The following is a 16471-nucleotide window of genomic DNA, read 5'->3' on the forward strand; positions in this document are numbered from 1 at the left end:
CTCAACTGTTCGTGAAGTCGCTGGTACTTGATTGCTCTAAAAGCCTTCATCGGGACATTCACGAAATCGGTTTAATCTGTCTCTCAACCTGCGCTAGAAATGCCTTGGTTTAGAAATAACCTTGGCGCTTCTTCTGCTCCATCGATGCACTCTGATCCGAATCAATTAACCGCCCTTGGCGTTCGCTCGAGCGAGTTAACAGCATTTCTTCGATGATTTTTTCGAGATTATCTGCCTGCGAATGCATCGCCGCCGTTAATGGATAGCAACCTAAGGTTCTAAAACGCACCACCTCATGCTTGATGGTTTCGCCTTCTTCGAGTTTCATGCGCTCATCGTCGGCCATAATCAACTGACCACCACGCTCAACCACTGGGCGCTCGGCGGCAAAATACAGTGGTACTAACTCAATGTTTTCTTGGTAGATATATTGCCAAATATCGAGTTCGGTCCAGTTAGACAAAGGGAAGACACGAATACTTTCGCCCTTATTCACCGCGCCGTTATAGGTGCGCCACAGTTCGGGGCGTTGATTCTTAGGATCCCATCTGTGGTGACGATCGCGGAACGAATACACCCGCTCCTTCGCACGGGATTTTTCCTCATCGCGGCGTGCACCACCAAATGCGGCATCGAAACCATATTGGTTTAAGGCTTGTTTTAAGCCTTGGGTTTTCATGATGTCAGTGTGCTTGGCACTGCCATGGTCGAAGGGGTTAATCCCTTGTGCAACGCCTTCTGGGTTGGTGTGGGTTAATAATTCAAAGCCAAACTTTTTCGCCTGCGCATCACGAAAGGCGATCATCTCTTTGAATTTCCAGCCCGTATCCACGTGCAACAAGGGGAATGGGATCTTGCCGGGATAAAAAGCTTTACGCGCAAGGTGTAACATCACCGAAGAATCTTTTCCGATGGAATACAACATTACTGGATTATCGAATTCGGCAGCGACTTCACGAATGATCTGAATGCTTTCGGCTTCCAGTTGTTGTAAGTGGCTTAATTCACGCCCGGCCATACTCTTCTCCGTTTACCTAAAATGGGCTGCAACAGGCAGCTGGATTTAACTTAACTATTAAAAATTAACTGATTTAACTAAATTTTTGCCACAATCTTGGCGGCATCTGCGGTATCGAGCGCAGACTCGCCTTCACCCTTAGGTTGGAACCAATTTAAGCTGTCAGCCAGCGCAACCACTTCGCCAATAATCATCAGGGCGGGCATTTGCAGTTGCGGATTGGCCGCAAGCTGTTCGAGTGAATCTAATTGACCAATAAAACGCTGCTGCGACTGAGTGGTCGCCTTAGAGACAATCGCCACTGGAGTTTGTGGGCTACGGCCAGCATCGATTAATCCTTGACGAATAATGCCTGCATTTAAAATCCCCATATACACAACTAAGGTATTGTTTGGATTAGCGTAACCCTGCCAGTCCATCGGGCGGCTTTCGAGCTGACAATGGCCAGTGATAAAGGTCACCCCTTGGGCATAATCCCTGTGAGTTAATGGAATGCCCGCATAGGCCGAAGTGCCACTGGCGGCGGTAATGCCAGGAACCACTTCAAATTCGACGCCTGCTTCGACTAAGGTTTGTAATTCTTCACCACCGCGGCCAAAAATAAACGGATCGCCGCCCTTGAGGCGTACCACGTTTTTACGGGTATAGGCTTTTGTCACCAGTAACTGATTAATTTCATCTTGCGCAGCACTATGCTTACCAGCACGTTTGCCGACGGCAATCTTCTCTGCATCCTTAGGGATCAGATCGAGGATATCTTGGCTGACAAGCGCATCGTATAGCACTGCATCGGCGGACTTGAGAATGCGCCAGGCTTTGAGGGTTAAGAGCTCAACGTCTCCGGGGCCTGCGCCAACAAGCCAGACTTTGCCCTTCGCCCTTTGGCCCGGTAAAGATAAAATTTCCATCACATTCCCCGATATGAGATCAATGTGTAGCAATATAGCCCTAGTTATATTCCTTAATAAATATAAAATCATTAATTGTTATACCAAAAAGAAATAACAAAAGCGCTGCGAATTAAGCCTGTTAACTATAAGTGAGGGTAACCAAAACGCCAATGGCCGAAAAATCGTTTAAGCAAATGAAATAATTAAATAAAACAGGATTTCATGCCGAATATATCGGCAATCAAAACTTGCGTCACCTCACATAACCGCACTATGTTATTGCTAAAAATTCTACTCAAGCGTCTCTTTAGCACATAAAAATGGGCGCAAGCTCGCGCCAGTTGCGTCACTCTCTGGCAGGATTTCTCACAATAGATCCACAAACTAATGTTAAGCTGGGCAAACAACGAGAAAGCGTAAGGCAAACAGACACATCAAGGAGGGCCGATGTCCCGATTTAATAAAGGTATCGCATTAATTGGACTGTTAACTTGTACAGGGCTTCAGGCGGAAGAATCCCTTGTTGAAGGGCGCGTGCAGGACGAGCTTGCCACCTCAGAACGTCCCTTCGTGATCACGCCACATAAAGTGAATTACATTTTACCCGCCACCTACAATCCCGATCCCAACATGGCCCCCTTTGCTCAAGATGCGGCGGAGAACAACTACACTCTGGACGAGATGGAAGCTAAGTTCCAGATAAGTTTTAAGTTTCCTATTTGGTACAACGTCTTTGGCGACAATGGCCACCTGTTTTTTGCCTACACGAACCAATCCTATTGGCAGCTGTATAACAAAGATATTTCTTCTCCCTTCCGTGAGACTAACCACGAACCCGAAATCTTTATGCTGTTTAACAATGATTGGAAAATCGGCAGCGTGACTAACTCTTTCTGGGGCTTTGGCGCTGTGCATCAATCCAATGGAAAATCAGGGCTATTATCCCGAAGCTGGAACCGTATCTACGGCACCATGATCTTCGATGCAGGCCCATTGGCCTTCTCAACCAAGGTGTGGTGGCGTATTCCTGAGGACGAAAAAACCGATATCCATCAACCCCGTGGTGACGATAACCCCGATATCGATGAATACATAGGCAAAGCCGAGTTTGTGGGTGTGTATGGGATTGATGACCATAGATTCACCCTCACCCTAAAAACTAACTTTAAAGATATTGATCGAGGCTCAGCAGAATTTACGTGGAGCTACCCAATCATCGGCAATTTACGCCTTTATACTCAATACTTTAACGGCTATGGCGAGAGTCTTATCGACTATAATTACCATAACCAACGCATCGGTATCGGCGTATCACTCAACGATATTCTCTAACGATTTAACCGTGACAGAGCACAAAAAATAGCCATAATTCTATGCTGACTTGCCAAAACTGCTGCTAAATTGCCCAAATGGATAGGAGTAAAAGGGACCGAATGATGATTTTTATTGCCAAAATAGGCATTTACATCGATAGTCGCGTACCTTTTTAGCGGTATAAAGTAAAGTGATCATGGAGGAGTATGAATTTTAGCTATCGCACTGTCGTTACTTTGCTGAGCGTGATCATTTGCGCGAGCCTCATCAGGCTCGCGTTTTTCGCTATTCCTGAAAAAGCCCAACCCACGCTGACGACCAAAGATATTCGCCAAGATCTCTATATTCTGTTCGATCAAATTGAACAACACTCGGCATTTTACGCACTGGACCCACAGGCGAATGGGCAGCAACTCAAACGATTAGCTGGATTAATCACAGAACAATATCAAGATGTTATCCCTAAAGAACGTTTCGCCGCCGAGCTCACCAAACTGCTCAATACCTTGAAAGATCCAGGGACACAGGTCGCGAAAGTCGAAAATAGCAGCGGTGAACTGCCCTTAACGCTCAGGCCTGTCAACGAGCAATGGCTCGCCTTGGACAACAAAAATAACCCCATCAGCGCCGATTTTCCCTTTATTACCCATATTGATGGCATCCCCTTAAGCAAGTGGATTTCGGCCAGCCAAGCCTATTTATCTGAGCCTGCGAAAAACAGCCAAGAGATGCAGCTGATTTGGCTCAAGCGACTCAATTTACTGCGGGAGGATTTAGGTTTAAGCATCAAACCCCATGTGCTTATCAGCTTGATTAATGATGATTTGCAGACCACGCAAGTGACTATCGCCCTACCGCAACCGTCAAAAACCATAGTCAAACCGATTGAAGATGAGACTGAGCTGAGCTTTGAAAGCCTCATTACCCAACTCGATAATTTGGCCCCAACGGCGCCAATCAAGCCCGATTATTTACTGGAACAGGTCAATCCAACCACGGCTAAGCTCAAGATTGATGATCTCTACGCCTTTGAACTCGATAAAAACCAGCAGGATGCGCTTCGACAGGGAATGCAGCAACCGTTACTGATTGTCGATTTGAGGCAAGCCAAGGGATTTAGCCCTAAGTTATTGACCATGTTGTCGCGTTATCAAGATATGTCACCCAAAAGCCAGCAATATCATTCGGCGCTAGAGCAAATCATGGGCTTTGCCCATTATCGCCGCTCGCCGGAACTGAGGAATGATTATTTAAGGCCCCTCAATTTTAGGCCGCTCGAAGCATTGGAACTCAGTTCGCCACGGCTGAATGTATTAACTCGGCGCTTGCCCAGCATAGATGAGAGCCGATTCAGCCCTTGGTTTGTCCGCACTAAACCCGAAGTGCTCGCCGAAGGTAATAATCGCCTTGCGCTACTCGTCAGCCCTTTGTGTAAACAAGAGTGCGAGTGGATAGCCTACCGAACAAAAGCCTGGTCTAGAGTGAACCTGATTGGTGAGAAGACTTCGGGGGATTTTGCCAGACAGTATCAACTCACCTTACCTAACAGTGATTTAGATGTTCGTTTTAGCAGCTCACTCACCTATGACGCCGCTGGCGAGCTGCTTTCAGGAAAAGGCACTGAGCCGGATATTTGGCTGCCACAGAACAACGATATTGAATGGCAAGGGCTAGTCAGTTTAGTGCGCTCAGCTAAACCTAAACCCACAGATACGCCCCTTGGTCCTCAACCTAAGTTAGCCCAAGCCAATTAACAAAAAAGCCAGCAATAAGCTGGCTTTTCGATTAATGCACGATTGGCATAAAGCTTACTTCTTCTCGCTCGCCTTTGAGTTCATCACTGAACCAAACACTAAGCCCTGCTTATTCACATCGAAGCTCATTTGGACGCGCATATTGTAATCTTTCAGCGCTTGCAGCTCTTCAGGAATCGGCTCGCCAGTCAGTTCTAATAGGGTTAACACTGGGGTAAACATCTTACCGTAGTCAGCCGACATGCTGTAAAGCCCATTGGCCGATGGCTTTTCGCCAGCCAGTTTATTGGCTAACGCTAAGCCTTTATCACCAGAGTAAACCACTAAGTGTTGTCCCTTAATGGCCAGCATCGGCTTGATGTTCATCTCAGGCGGCAACATTAACAGTGGTGATAAATCGGTAGGCTCGCCATTATCTGCAACTTGCAGTTCAGCCAGCATAGGAGCAAAAGGTTTCACCATGTTGAACAGCATTGATGGGTTATCGGCCGTTAAGCTCACTAAGGCATCTAAGCTTTCAAGCTTAGGCTCTTGGTCTTGAGAGCTCATCTTATAATCGAGCAATGACAGGCTCACACCTTTAACGCCGTTCGCCATGCCAGTAAACATACCCAGCATCGCAGGGCTTTGTTGGCTTAATTCGGCTTGTAACTCGGCAAGCGGCGCACAGGTTAACTGTGGCTTTTGCAGATCGTCCCAAATCGCCGTCAGTGAAGGCGCAACTTCATTAACGTCAATCCCCAGCCCCATCGAGAAGATAGTGCTGTTAATGTCAGCTAAGTGGGTTGGAATGTAGCCGCGCATTTTTTGCAGCGCAGTTAAGATTGCTTGGTTTTTGCTTTCAACCACAAAAGAGGCCGCCATATGGCTTTCTTTTTCGGTCGAACTAAATGCCGTTAATCCCGCAACCGTACGAGGCCAGTTCGCCGCAATGGCGGTTAGCTCAGTTTTGCACTCAGGAGTACGGATTTCCGCTAACGGATCTTCACCATGGTTTTCTTCAGCCATGAATTGAGTGAGCTGTTTGCCTAGCATATTGCCATCGGGAGACGTAATCGCTTTAACAATCTCAACGTGGTTGATAAAGCTGATGCTGTCTTCCATAAAACCATGGGTTTTGATGATGTCTTTCAGCATGCCTGAAGCGGCTAAGGATTGAGTCGGTTTCTTTAATCCAAAGGCCATTTCTAAGATTTCTGGCTCAATCGTTGTGCCAGATAAGGTCACAGTTAAGATGCCATCTTTATGGGCAAATAACAGGTCAACCTTCTCAGTAGAACCTTCTTCAGCGAGTGAATAAGCGCGATAATCAACGCCCGCTAAGGTGCGCTTTTCATGGGTGAAGCCGCTGTCTTTCTCGGCTTTATCCAAGACGGCCCAGAATGCATCAATTTGATCCACATTGGTTTTAAGAACAGGGATCACACCTAAGGTATAGAAAAAAGGCTCGACTTCATTTGGTAAACCAAAGGTCTTAAGCAATTGGGTTGGATCTTTCATCCCATCCATATACTGCGTATAGATGCTGACAAAGAACTTGGCCATAGGGCTATCTAATGCACCTAACTCGGCCAACGAATCCGTTGAGAATTGCTGGTAATTGCTAGAAATGGATTGCAGGTAGTTTTTCAGTGGGAAAGGTTTTAATTGGCCTGAAAATACTGGGGTGTCGGCAGGGATATAATCAAGCAAAGGATTGGCCGAAGCACTCGAGCTAGTTCCATGCTGAGTGTACCAATAAGCACCTGCGCCCGCTGCAATAATTGCCGCAGCAATAACAATCTTCTTCATCTAAAACTCCATTTAATAACCGTCAAAGTGACAAAAATAATACCGAAAGCACTCGCCTTCGGTATTTAAATACTGACCTGTTGTCATTCCTTTTTACACGCGTCATGGCACACCAACATCCGACACAAGCTAAGCATTAGCGAGGGGAATAGCCCAAGGACAGAGTGTATTTGAAGGGGAAATTCGTACGCTAATTTACCATTAATTAACCTAGGATGCGAATCAAGCTGCTCTATTAAGGCGAATTCGCTTAGCAAACTAAATTAATTTCATATTCAGCGCCTAATTCATATTAAAGATAAAGTTCATCGCAGCGATAAAGCGCATGACATATTAATAAGACGAAGGTTATCGCCTTATTTCCCCTTTAATCGGCGTTATGAACACGGTTAAGCGTCACTTCCCCTAACTGGCGCATTTGCTTACGGATCCAAGCGGAGCGCTGCTCAACATAAGGTGAAGGCGGCGAGACTTTATATCGCCAAGGATTGGGTAATACCGCCGCTAATAATGACGCCTCATAACGGGTTAATTTGGCGGCACTCTTACCAAAATAATGTTTCGATGCCGCTTCGGCGCCATATATTCCGGGGCCAAATTCGACGATATTGAGATACACTTCGAGGATCCGCGACTTATCCCAAATCAATTCCATCAACAGGGTAAACCAGGCCTCAATTCCCTTGCGGATAAAACTGCGGCTCGACCACATAAACAAATTTTTCGCCGCTTGCTGACTTAAGGTACTCGCACCGCGAACCTTGTTGCCCTTTTGGTTGTATTCGATAGCCGAACTTATTGCGGCTAAATCAAACCCCGTGTGGCTGGCAAATTTTTGATCCTCTGCGGCAATCACGGCTAATTGTAATTCAGGGGAAATTTGCTCGAGTGAGCGCCATTGATGTCGCACCTCTGTCACTGGTGCAGGCGGGAATAATGCCCGTTCAATCCGCCAAGTCCACATCGGCGGGTCAATAAAACGCAGTAGCACCACACTTAGAACGGAGGCGAGTAATAAGCCCAAGATGAGTTTAACGAGCCAAGCGACTATGCGCTTAAAGCCGCGCGACTTAGGTCTGGGTGCTGGGCGATTGGATTTGTTCCCTTGAGGACGATTGACATGATCGCGCATGGCATACATAGGGGCGGTCATCCAGTAATCCTCATCAATAGTTCCACCAAAGGGGCCGTTTGCGGTGGCATTGGCCACACCGCATAAAATAGCACAGTGTAAGTTGATGATAATATTGTCATAAACAGCACCAAAAACCGAGCTGAATTGATGAATTAGCGAAATAAACGATGTTAACTATGTTGGCTCAACCTCGGCAGCTTTGACGACAGCTGACCGAGGTGAAATGGGCAGATTAACGAGGGCTAGCAAGTCAATCAAACTGCTTGATACTCGCGGCGGCGAGCAAGGTCTTTTGGAAGTGCTACTGTTTTCCGTCTCGTTATATCGTTACACAGCAAACTAAGCCCATAAATAACGATATTCAACAACTTAACTTGGCAAAATACCGACTAAGGCATATCTGCGCAGTAAACTTCCTCAAAACCATCTACGGGAACTTTGTAATATAGCTCAGAACATTCTAATGTGCATAACTCTGTGAGTAAAAATGTACAAAAAATTTATTACCGATAAAAAAGTCTAAACTAACTCTATGAAAATAAACTCTATCTGACTTTGATGACGCCAGAATGACACACAAAATACTTTAACGGCCAAACCGCTTTAAAATTGAGCAAAATACCATTTTGGTGGTGTAAAATAAAAAATGCCACAGGGAATACTGTGGCATTTATCTATTAAATCAAATAGATGACTATATTTCGTAATGCAAACCGCATTCACGTTTTAGACCATTAAAGCGGGTTTCTTCTTCAGTCATCCCTAATTCTAAGGGTTTACTCGAATGGGTATCCCCAACAGAAACATACCCTTGATCCCATAGCGGATGGTAAGGCAAGTCAAATTGCGTCAGATACAAGTGCACATCTTTGTTCGACCACTCGATAATCGGCAGCAGCTTAAAGCGAGTACCGTGGATAGCCAATATCGGTAACTCTTCGCGAGTGCTCGACTGACTGCGGCGAAGTCCCGCAAACCAAGTGCCGACTTCAAGTTCTGCCAAAGCACGTTGCATCGGCTCCACTTTATTCAGTCGATTATAACGCTCGAGCCCATCTAAGCCCTGCTCCCACAGCTTGCCAAAACGCGCTTCCTGCCATGCCGAGGTCATCGGCGCTTGGTAAACCTTGAGGTTTAAGGATAAGCGCTCGGTGAGCTGGTCAATAAACTGATATGTCTCAGGAAAGAGATACCCAGTATCCGTTAAGATCACCGGAATATCCGATTGCACCTGACTCACCATATGCAGCATCACCGCCGCCTGGATCCCAAAACTGGATGACAGCGCGTGATTACCCGGCAAATAGGCTAAGCCCCAGAGCACTCGCTCTTGAGCCGTCAATCCGGCCAAGAAGCGATTAATGCGTTCCAGTTCCGCTCGCTGCACATCCTTAGGCGCCGTCAGCAGCGCTTTCAGTTCGCTGTGACTTACCACGCTCTGCAACGCGTTCGGCAAGCCGGACCCCGTCACCCCAGAATCAAGATCAGCCATGGAAATCCTTAGCGGCATCGATAACCGCCTTCACTACGCCCGTGCGGACGGTGAAGTTACCAAAGGTTTCGCCTGCATTACGCTCAACCGCGTAACGGGCAAATAATGCATCCAATTCAGTAAGGATCTCAGCCTCTTGGATATTCTCTCTGTACATCTTATTCAGACGAGTGCCTTCGAAGTTCGCCCCAAGATACAGGTTGTAGCGACCCGGCGCCTTACCCACTAAGCCGATTTCAGCGGCAAATGGGCGCGCACAACCGTTTGGACAGCCCGTCATACGCACTACTATGGCTTGATCGCTAATGCCATTTTTCGCCTGCAGCGCATCGATATGGTCGATAAACTCAGGGAAATAACGCTCGGCTTCCGCCATCGCCAATGGACAGGTTGGCAAGGCCACACAGGCAATCGAATGACCGCGAGTTTGGGTTAGCACTTGGCCGAGTAAACCGTGTTTACGGGCAAGGCCTTCGATGGTCGCTTTATCCTCGGGAGCCACTCCCGCAATAATCATATTCTGGTTTGAGGTCATGCGGAAATCGCCCTTGTGGATCTTCGCGATTTCACGCATACCGGTTTGCAAACTCTTACCTGGCACGTCTTTAATGCGGCCGCTTTCAATAAACAGGGTTAAATGCCACTTACCATCGACACCTTCGACCCAGCCATAACGATCGCCGCGATCGCCAATCACCACATCGCGCTTCGGCTCAAACTTGACGCCAGCACGGGCTTCCACTTCGGCCTTAAACTTCTCATAGCCATGGTCGACGATAGTGTACTTAAGACGCGAACGCTTACGGTTGGTACGATTACCCCAGTCACGCTGCACTGTCATCACAGCTTCGGCAAACTTCATCACGTCTTCGGTTTTAATAAAACCAAAGTCATCGGCCAAGCGCGGGAAGGTCTCCACTTCACCGTGGGTCGAACCCATGCCGCCACCAGCGGTCAGGTTAAAACCGACTAATTCGCCATTTTCAGCCACAGCAATAAAGCCTAAATCGTTGGTGTAGACGTCAACATCGTTATCCGGCGGTACGGCAACGGCCATCTTAAACTTACGTGGCAAGTAGGTTTTGCCGTATACAGGTTCAACGGTTTCGTCTTCTGTGGTCAGTAACTTCTCTTCATCTAACCAAATCTCGGCGTAGGCACGAGTGTGGGGCAGCAGGTGATCAGACAGCTTTTTCGCGACTTCATAGGCCTGCGCATGCAGCTTAGACTCGACCGGATTCGGGTTACACATCACGTTACGGTTAACGTCACCACAGGCGGCGATTGAATCGAGCGCCTCACGGTCCAAGCCTTGAATAATGGTCTTGAGATTACGCTTTGGAATGCCGTGGTATTGGAACGTCTGACGCGTCGTTAAACGAATGCTGTTAGAGCTGGTGAGCGTCGAGGCAATTTCATCCACGCCTAACCATTGCTTAGGCGTACACACACCGCCTGGCACGCGGGCACGTAACATAAAGCTATATAAAGGTTCGAGTTTTTGCTCTTTACGCTCGTTACGTAAATCACGGTCATCCTGCTGATAGAAGCCGTGGAACTTGATCAATTGCTGATCGCCATCGCTAAAACTGCCCGTCACCGAGGAATCTAATCCCTCTTTAATGGTGCCACGCAGATAATCACTGTCGGTCTTTAGGTATTCGTTTAATGCTAACTTTTGCTCACTCATGGCAACTGCCTCTTAAAATTCGTTCGGCGGCAGTATCTCAGTGGATACTACTCTCTATCTTTGGGATCGATTAATTAGTACACGTCTTTTTGGTAACGTTTATGACTGCGCAGAGTCTCGAAATATTCTTCCGCCGCCTCGCTCGACAGTCCGCCAAACTCCACCGCAACCGCTAATAGGGCTTGATGTACGTCTTTAGCCATACGCTCGGCATCACCACAAATATAAAGATGCGCGCCATTTTGCAGCCATTGCCACAGGGTTTGTCCCTGCTCTTTAATGCGGTGCTGCACGTAAATCTTATGAGCCTGATCGCGCGAAAATGCCACATCGATACGGGTTAAATCGCCGTTTTTCAGATACTGTTGCCACTCGGTTTGATACAGGAAGTCCTGCTCAAAGTGAGGATTACCGAAGAATAACCAGCTATCGCCCTCAGCGCCTTGCGCCACGCGTTCCTGCATAAAGGCGCGAAACGGCGCAACACCAGTGCCTGGGCCAATCATGATGACAGGCGTTTGTGGATCTTCAGGTAAACGGAAATGCTTGTTCGGTTCAACATACACTTTTACTTCGGCGCCTTCCTCTGCCGAGGCTAAGAAATGCGATGCGCCGCCAAAACGGGCTTGCCCTTGGTGCTCATCCTCCACCAAGGCCACTGTCAGATGCACTTCGGTATCGACTTCACTCTGGCTCGAAGCGATGGAGTAGAGTCTTGGCGTTAATGGGCGTAATAGCTCCACTAACTTGTTTGCATCCAGATTAGCATCGGCCTTGAGCTGATAGTTCGCCACTAAGTCTGCAAATTGATGATGTAAGATAAACTGGCGAACCTGTTCTTTATCTTCGCTAATAGCAAGCAGCTCAGGGCTTGCGGACAACTCGGCCCAGGCTTTGACTAAACCAGGATATAACTGTGTCAGCTCTTTCTTCTCGATTAAGGCTTGTTTGAGGTTGATTGACTCATTACCGACGGTCACAGTGGCATCGGCCGCTAACCCTAAGCCCGCTAAAATCTCATCGACCAAAGTTTCATTGTTGCTAAACCATACTCCAAGGGCATCACCCACTTCGTAGCGTAAGCCTGACTCGCCTAAATCGATTTCAACGTGGCGTACGTCTCGGTCTGAACCGCGTCCAGTGATCTTCTGGCTCACCAACACCTCAGCACTGTAAGGGTTTTGCTTAGTAAATTCGCTTTCGCTGGCAACTTGTGCCGAGCCGGTATCATTGAGCGCCACCACGTTAGCCGTGGTTTGAATGAGTGGCTTCACGGCGGTGAGCACATCGGCGTGCCACTGTCCGGCCGCAGCCTCATAGTCCACATCACACTCAACTAGAGGCAGCAACGCTTTGGCGCCTAATGCCGACAGACGGGCATCGAAGTCTTTACCTGTCTGGCAGAAAAACTCATAGCTCGAATCGCCCAGTGCCAACACTGAATAATGTAAGTTGTTTAATTGAGGAGCACGTTTCGATGCTAAAAACTTGTGTAATTCAATCGCATCATCCGGCGCTTCACCTTCACCATGGGTACTGACCACCAGCAGTAACATGGTTTCTTGCTTGAGCTGGCGCACATTGTATTCACCCATAGAGGCTAAATTCACGCCATAGCCCTGTGCTTTTGCCTTCTCGGCCAAAGCTTTGGCAATGCCACGGCCATTACCGGTTTGGCTGCCATAGAGAATGGTCACTGTCTGCGCCGCCTGTGCGTCTGACACGGGCGCGAGCTGGGCCTGATTGCCCGCATTGGCCGTTGCGGCTAAATAACCGCTCACCCAAGCAAGTTGCACCGCGTTTAATTCAGCGGTGAGTTGTTTCAGCTTTTCGACCTGCGGTTGCGACAGGGGTGAAGCCAGTGATGAAAGTTCTTTTAACAACATGAGACGGCCCTATGACAGTGTAATGTCCAGCAGATTAACGTGGTTTTAGAAAAGCAAAAAAGAATAATATTTGATTTTTAATTCCATTTTGGAATATACAAAGTGCAAAATTTAAGCTACAAAAGTGTGCACTGGTTAAAAGTTTTTGATACGACCAGTTCAGAAACGACCAGCTTGAGCAATATGCGCTTGTGTCAAACCAAAGTATTGCCACAATGGTGACGAGCCTGCTGTACAGTGACCTCTGTTGCTCGCAAAGAAGTTTGTTTTCAAGCACAAATTTCATACCAAGATTGAATGCGCTAACTGCCACAACTGAATAAACGAGTTCATTCTTATCGCGGCCTAGCCCTACCTAGGTTTAGCTCAGGGGAAGCACTCAGGCGGAACGATTATATAAACCACCAGGGAGTAATCATGCAGATTGGAATACCGAGAGAGAGTCTCGCCGGTGAAACTCGGGTCGCCGCGACCCCTGCCACCGTCGAACAACTTAAAAAGCTCGGCTTTGAAGTTGTTGTTGAGGCCAATGCTGGCTTACTGTCTAGCTTTGACGATGCCGCTTTTGAAGCCGCAGGGGCGAAGATCACGGCAGAAGTTTGGCAAGCGGATCTGATTTTTAAAGTCAATGCACCGACCGATGCTGAAATTGCGCAAATTAAAGAAGGCGCGACCTTAATCAGCTTTATCTGGCCCGCTCAAAATGCTGAGCTGGTCGAGAAACTGTCTAAACGCAACATCAATGTGATGGCGATGGACATGGTGCCACGTATTTCCCGTGCCCAATCCCTCGATGCTCTCTCTTCTATGGCCAATATCGGCGGTTATCGCGCCGTTGTTGAAGCCGCGCACCACTTTGGCCGTTTCTTTACCGGACAAATTACTGCCGCGGGTAAGGTTCCTCCGGCAAAAGTGCTGGTGATTGGCGCCGGTGTGGCGGGTCTTGCCGCCATTGGTACCGCAGGTTCGTTAGGCGCCATAGTACGCGCCTTCGACACGCGCTTAGAAGTGGCCGAACAAATCGAATCCATGGGTGGCCAGTTCCTCAAACTGGACTTCACCAATGAAGATGGCAGCTCATCGGACGGTTACGCTAAAACCATGTCGGACGAGTTTATCGCCGCCGAAATGGCACTGTTTGCCGAGCAAGCCAAAGAAGTCGATATCATCATTACCACAGCGCTGATCCCAGGTCGCCCAGCACCTAAGCTCATTACTAAGGCGATGGTCGACAGCATGAAACCCGGCTCTGTGATTGTCGATATGGCCGCGCAAGCGGGCGGCAACTGTGAATACACTCAGCCAAGTGAGCTATTCGTGACCGAGAATGGCGTAAAAGTCATCGGCTTTACCGATCTTCCCGGCCGCCTGCCCGCGCAGTCTTCACAGCTTTACGGCACTAACTTAGTCAACCTGATGAAGTTAATGTGTAAAGAGAAAAATGGCGTCGCCAGCATCAACTTCGATGATGTGGTGATGCGCAATATGACAGTGGTCAAAGCAGGCGAAGTGACCTTCCCGCCACCGGCGATTTCGGTGTCGGCGGCGCCCGCCAAACCTGCGGCTAAGGTTGAAGCCAAAGCGGCTGAGGCCAAAAAGCCATCCAAGCTTAAGTATATTCTCGCCGCCCTTGGTGCTGCGGGTTTTGCCGCGGTTGCCTCGGTTGCGCCAGCCGAGTTCTTATCCCACTTTACGGTTTTTGTCCTGTCCTGCGTGGTGGGCTATTACGTGGTGTGGAACGTATCCCACTCACTACATACGCCTTTAATGTCAGTGACTAACGCGATTTCGGGCATTATCGTGGTCGGCGCCTTGCTGCAAATTGGTCAGGGTTCAACCTTGGTCACTGTGCTGGCGTTTATCGCGGTGCTGATCGCCAGTATTAACATCTTCGGCGGTTTCACCGTCACTCAGCGCATGCTGAAGATGTTCCGTAAAGATTAAGGGGGTATAACGTGTCTCAAGGACTGGTAACAGCAGCTTACATTATTGCCGCCGTGCTCTTTATCTTCAGTCTCGCAGGATTGTCGAAGCAAGAAACGGCCAAACACGGCAATTTATTTGGTATCACAGGTATGGCCATCGCCCTACTGGCGACCATTTTTAATCCTGACACCAGCGGCGTCGCTTGGATTATTGTCGCCATGGTGATTGGTGGTGCCATCGGCGTGCGTTTAGCACTTAAAGTCGAAATGACGGAAATGCCCGAACTGGTCGCAGTACTCCACAGCTTTGTGGGGATGGCGGCGGTATTAGTGGGCTTTAACAGCTTTATCGACCTACACCCAGAGCAAGTATCGCAAGTGGTTGTGGCCGTTGGCGGAGATATCAACTCCACCTTAGCCGCAGTGCAGGATGCGCTAAGCGAAGCGGCCAAAGCCGCCGAGAAAGCCCATTTAACTGGCGCTATGCTTAACATTCACTTAGTGGAAGTGTTCCTCGGGATCTTTATCGGTGCGGTGACCTTCACGGGTTCTATCGTGGCCTTCGGTAAGTTACGTGGATTAATTTCCTCAAAACCTTTGATGTTGCCACATCGCCATAAACTGAACCTCGCAGCGGTATTGGTATCATTGGCGCTATTGGTTTACTTCGTACAAACGGGTGGCACTATGCCAGCCCTACTGTTGATGACACTTATCGCCTTCGCCTTTGGCTGGCATTTAGTGGCTTCAATAGGCGGTGCGGACATGCCAGTTGTAGTCTCAATGCTGAACTCATACTCAGGTTGGGCGGCTGCGGCGGCGGGCTTTATGCTGTCAAACGATCTGCTGATCGTGACAGGTGCGCTCGTGGGCTCATCGGGTGCGATTCTGTCTTACATCATGTGTAAGGCGATGAACCGCTCGTTTATCTCGGTTATCGCAGGTGGATTTGGCACCGATGGTGTGGCCTCATCTGGCGATGAAGAGATGGGCGAATACCGCGAAACCAACGCTGAAGATGTGGCGGATATGCTGAAAAACGCAACTTCTGTCATTATCACCCCAGGCTATGGTATGGCAGTGGCGCAGGCGCAATATCCTGTGGCTGAAATCACCCAAAAACTGCGTGATCGCGGCGTGAAGGTACGCTTTGGTATTCACCCTGTCGCGGGTCGCTTACCAGGCCATATGAACGTACTCTTGGCCGAAGCCAAAGTGCCCTACGATATCGTGCTCGAAATGGACGAAATCAACGAGGACTTTAGCGATACCGACGTAGTACTCGTCATTGGTGCCAACGATACGGTGAACCCTGCGGCGATGGAAGATCCAGGCAGCCCAATTGCAGGCATGCCAGTGCTCGAAGTGTGGAAAGCGCAAAACGTGATTGGCTTTAAACGCTCAATGAATACGGGTTATGCGGGTGTACAAAACCCACTGTTCTTTAAAGACAATACTCAAATGCTGTTCGGCGATGCTAAGGCCAGCGTTGAGGCGATTTTAAAAGCGCTGTAATGCTTAAGTTTGCGTATTAATCCTAAAGGGAGCCACTGGCTCCCTTTATCTTTTCCCCTGC

At 48.4% G+C, this 16471-nt stretch carries 11 protein-coding genes; 4 read left to right on the top strand and 7 right to left on the bottom strand.

What is annotated here, in order from left to right:
- Positions 1-109: 109 nt before the first annotated feature.
- Both cysD and cobA read right to left on the bottom strand, forming a co-directional pair.
- Positions 110-1018 (bottom strand): sulfate adenylyltransferase subunit CysD, encoded by a 909-nt coding sequence (cysD, locus tag CF168_RS16475; protein WP_011623816.1) that lies wholly within the window; start codon positions 1016-1018, stop codon positions 110-112.
- 77 nt (positions 1019-1095) lie between these two features.
- Positions 1096-1926, bottom strand: a complete 831-nt coding sequence (gene cobA / locus CF168_RS16480; RefSeq protein ID WP_089068377.1) for a uroporphyrinogen-III C-methyltransferase — start codon at positions 1924-1926, stop codon at positions 1096-1098.
- A 429-nt stretch (positions 1927-2355) separates the two neighbouring features.
- Here cobA and CF168_RS16485 point away from each other — a divergent pair, with 429 nt between their 5' ends.
- Complete coding sequence (locus tag CF168_RS16485; protein WP_011623818.1) at positions 2356-3240, top strand: phospholipase A; 885 nt, start codon at positions 2356-2358, stop codon at positions 3238-3240.
- A 188-nt stretch (positions 3241-3428) separates the two neighbouring features.
- A complete protein-coding gene (locus CF168_RS16490; protein ID WP_089068378.1) occupies positions 3429-4976 on the top strand; it encodes a S41 family peptidase in 1548 nt (515 codons plus the stop codon).
- A gap of 54 nt (positions 4977-5030) precedes the next feature.
- Here the strand turns inward: CF168_RS16490 and CF168_RS16495 are convergent, their stop codons facing one another.
- From CF168_RS16495 to CF168_RS16515, 5 genes are all read right to left on the bottom strand, one after another.
- The gene (locus CF168_RS16495) at positions 5031-6767 is read right to left on the bottom strand and encodes a hypothetical protein (RefSeq protein WP_089068379.1); all 1737 of its coding nucleotides are present in this window, start codon (positions 6765-6767) and stop codon (positions 5031-5033) included.
- A 367-nt stretch (positions 6768-7134) separates the two neighbouring features.
- Positions 7135-7920, bottom strand: coding sequence for a monofunctional biosynthetic peptidoglycan transglycosylase (gene mtgA, locus CF168_RS16500; protein ID WP_089068995.1), 786 nt, complete (start codon positions 7918-7920; stop codon positions 7135-7137).
- A gap of 676 nt (positions 7921-8596) precedes the next feature.
- A complete protein-coding gene (locus tag CF168_RS16505) occupies positions 8597-9394 on the bottom strand; it encodes a phosphoadenylyl-sulfate reductase (RefSeq protein ID WP_011623822.1) in 798 nt (265 codons plus the stop codon).
- Positions 9387-11084, bottom strand: a complete 1698-nt coding sequence (gene cysI / locus CF168_RS16510) for an assimilatory sulfite reductase (NADPH) hemoprotein subunit (protein ID WP_089068380.1) — start codon at positions 11082-11084, stop codon at positions 9387-9389. Before cysI ends, CF168_RS16505 begins: the two co-directional genes overlap by 8 nt.
- 74 nt (positions 11085-11158) lie before the next feature.
- Positions 11159-12970: an assimilatory sulfite reductase (NADPH) flavoprotein subunit gene (locus tag CF168_RS16515; protein ID WP_089068381.1), complete on the bottom strand. Its 1812-nt coding sequence runs from the start codon at positions 12968-12970 to the stop codon at positions 11159-11161.
- A gap of 417 nt (positions 12971-13387) precedes the next feature.
- Between CF168_RS16515 and CF168_RS16520 the strand changes: the two genes are divergently transcribed.
- Together CF168_RS16520 and pntB are read left to right on the top strand one after the other, a co-directional pair.
- The gene (locus CF168_RS16520; RefSeq protein ID WP_011715995.1) at positions 13388-14914 is read left to right on the top strand and encodes a Re/Si-specific NAD(P)(+) transhydrogenase subunit alpha; all 1527 of its coding nucleotides are present in this window, start codon (positions 13388-13390) and stop codon (positions 14912-14914) included.
- Positions 14915-14925: 11 nt separating this feature from the next.
- Positions 14926-16410: a Re/Si-specific NAD(P)(+) transhydrogenase subunit beta gene (pntB, locus tag CF168_RS16525; RefSeq protein WP_011623826.1), complete on the top strand. Its 1485-nt coding sequence runs from the start codon at positions 14926-14928 to the stop codon at positions 16408-16410.
- The last annotated feature ends 61 nt before the right edge of the window (positions 16411-16471 follow it).

Source organism: Shewanella bicestrii (assembly GCF_002216875.1).
In the GTDB taxonomy this organism is placed as follows: domain Bacteria; phylum Pseudomonadota; class Gammaproteobacteria; order Enterobacterales; family Shewanellaceae; genus Shewanella; species Shewanella seohaensis.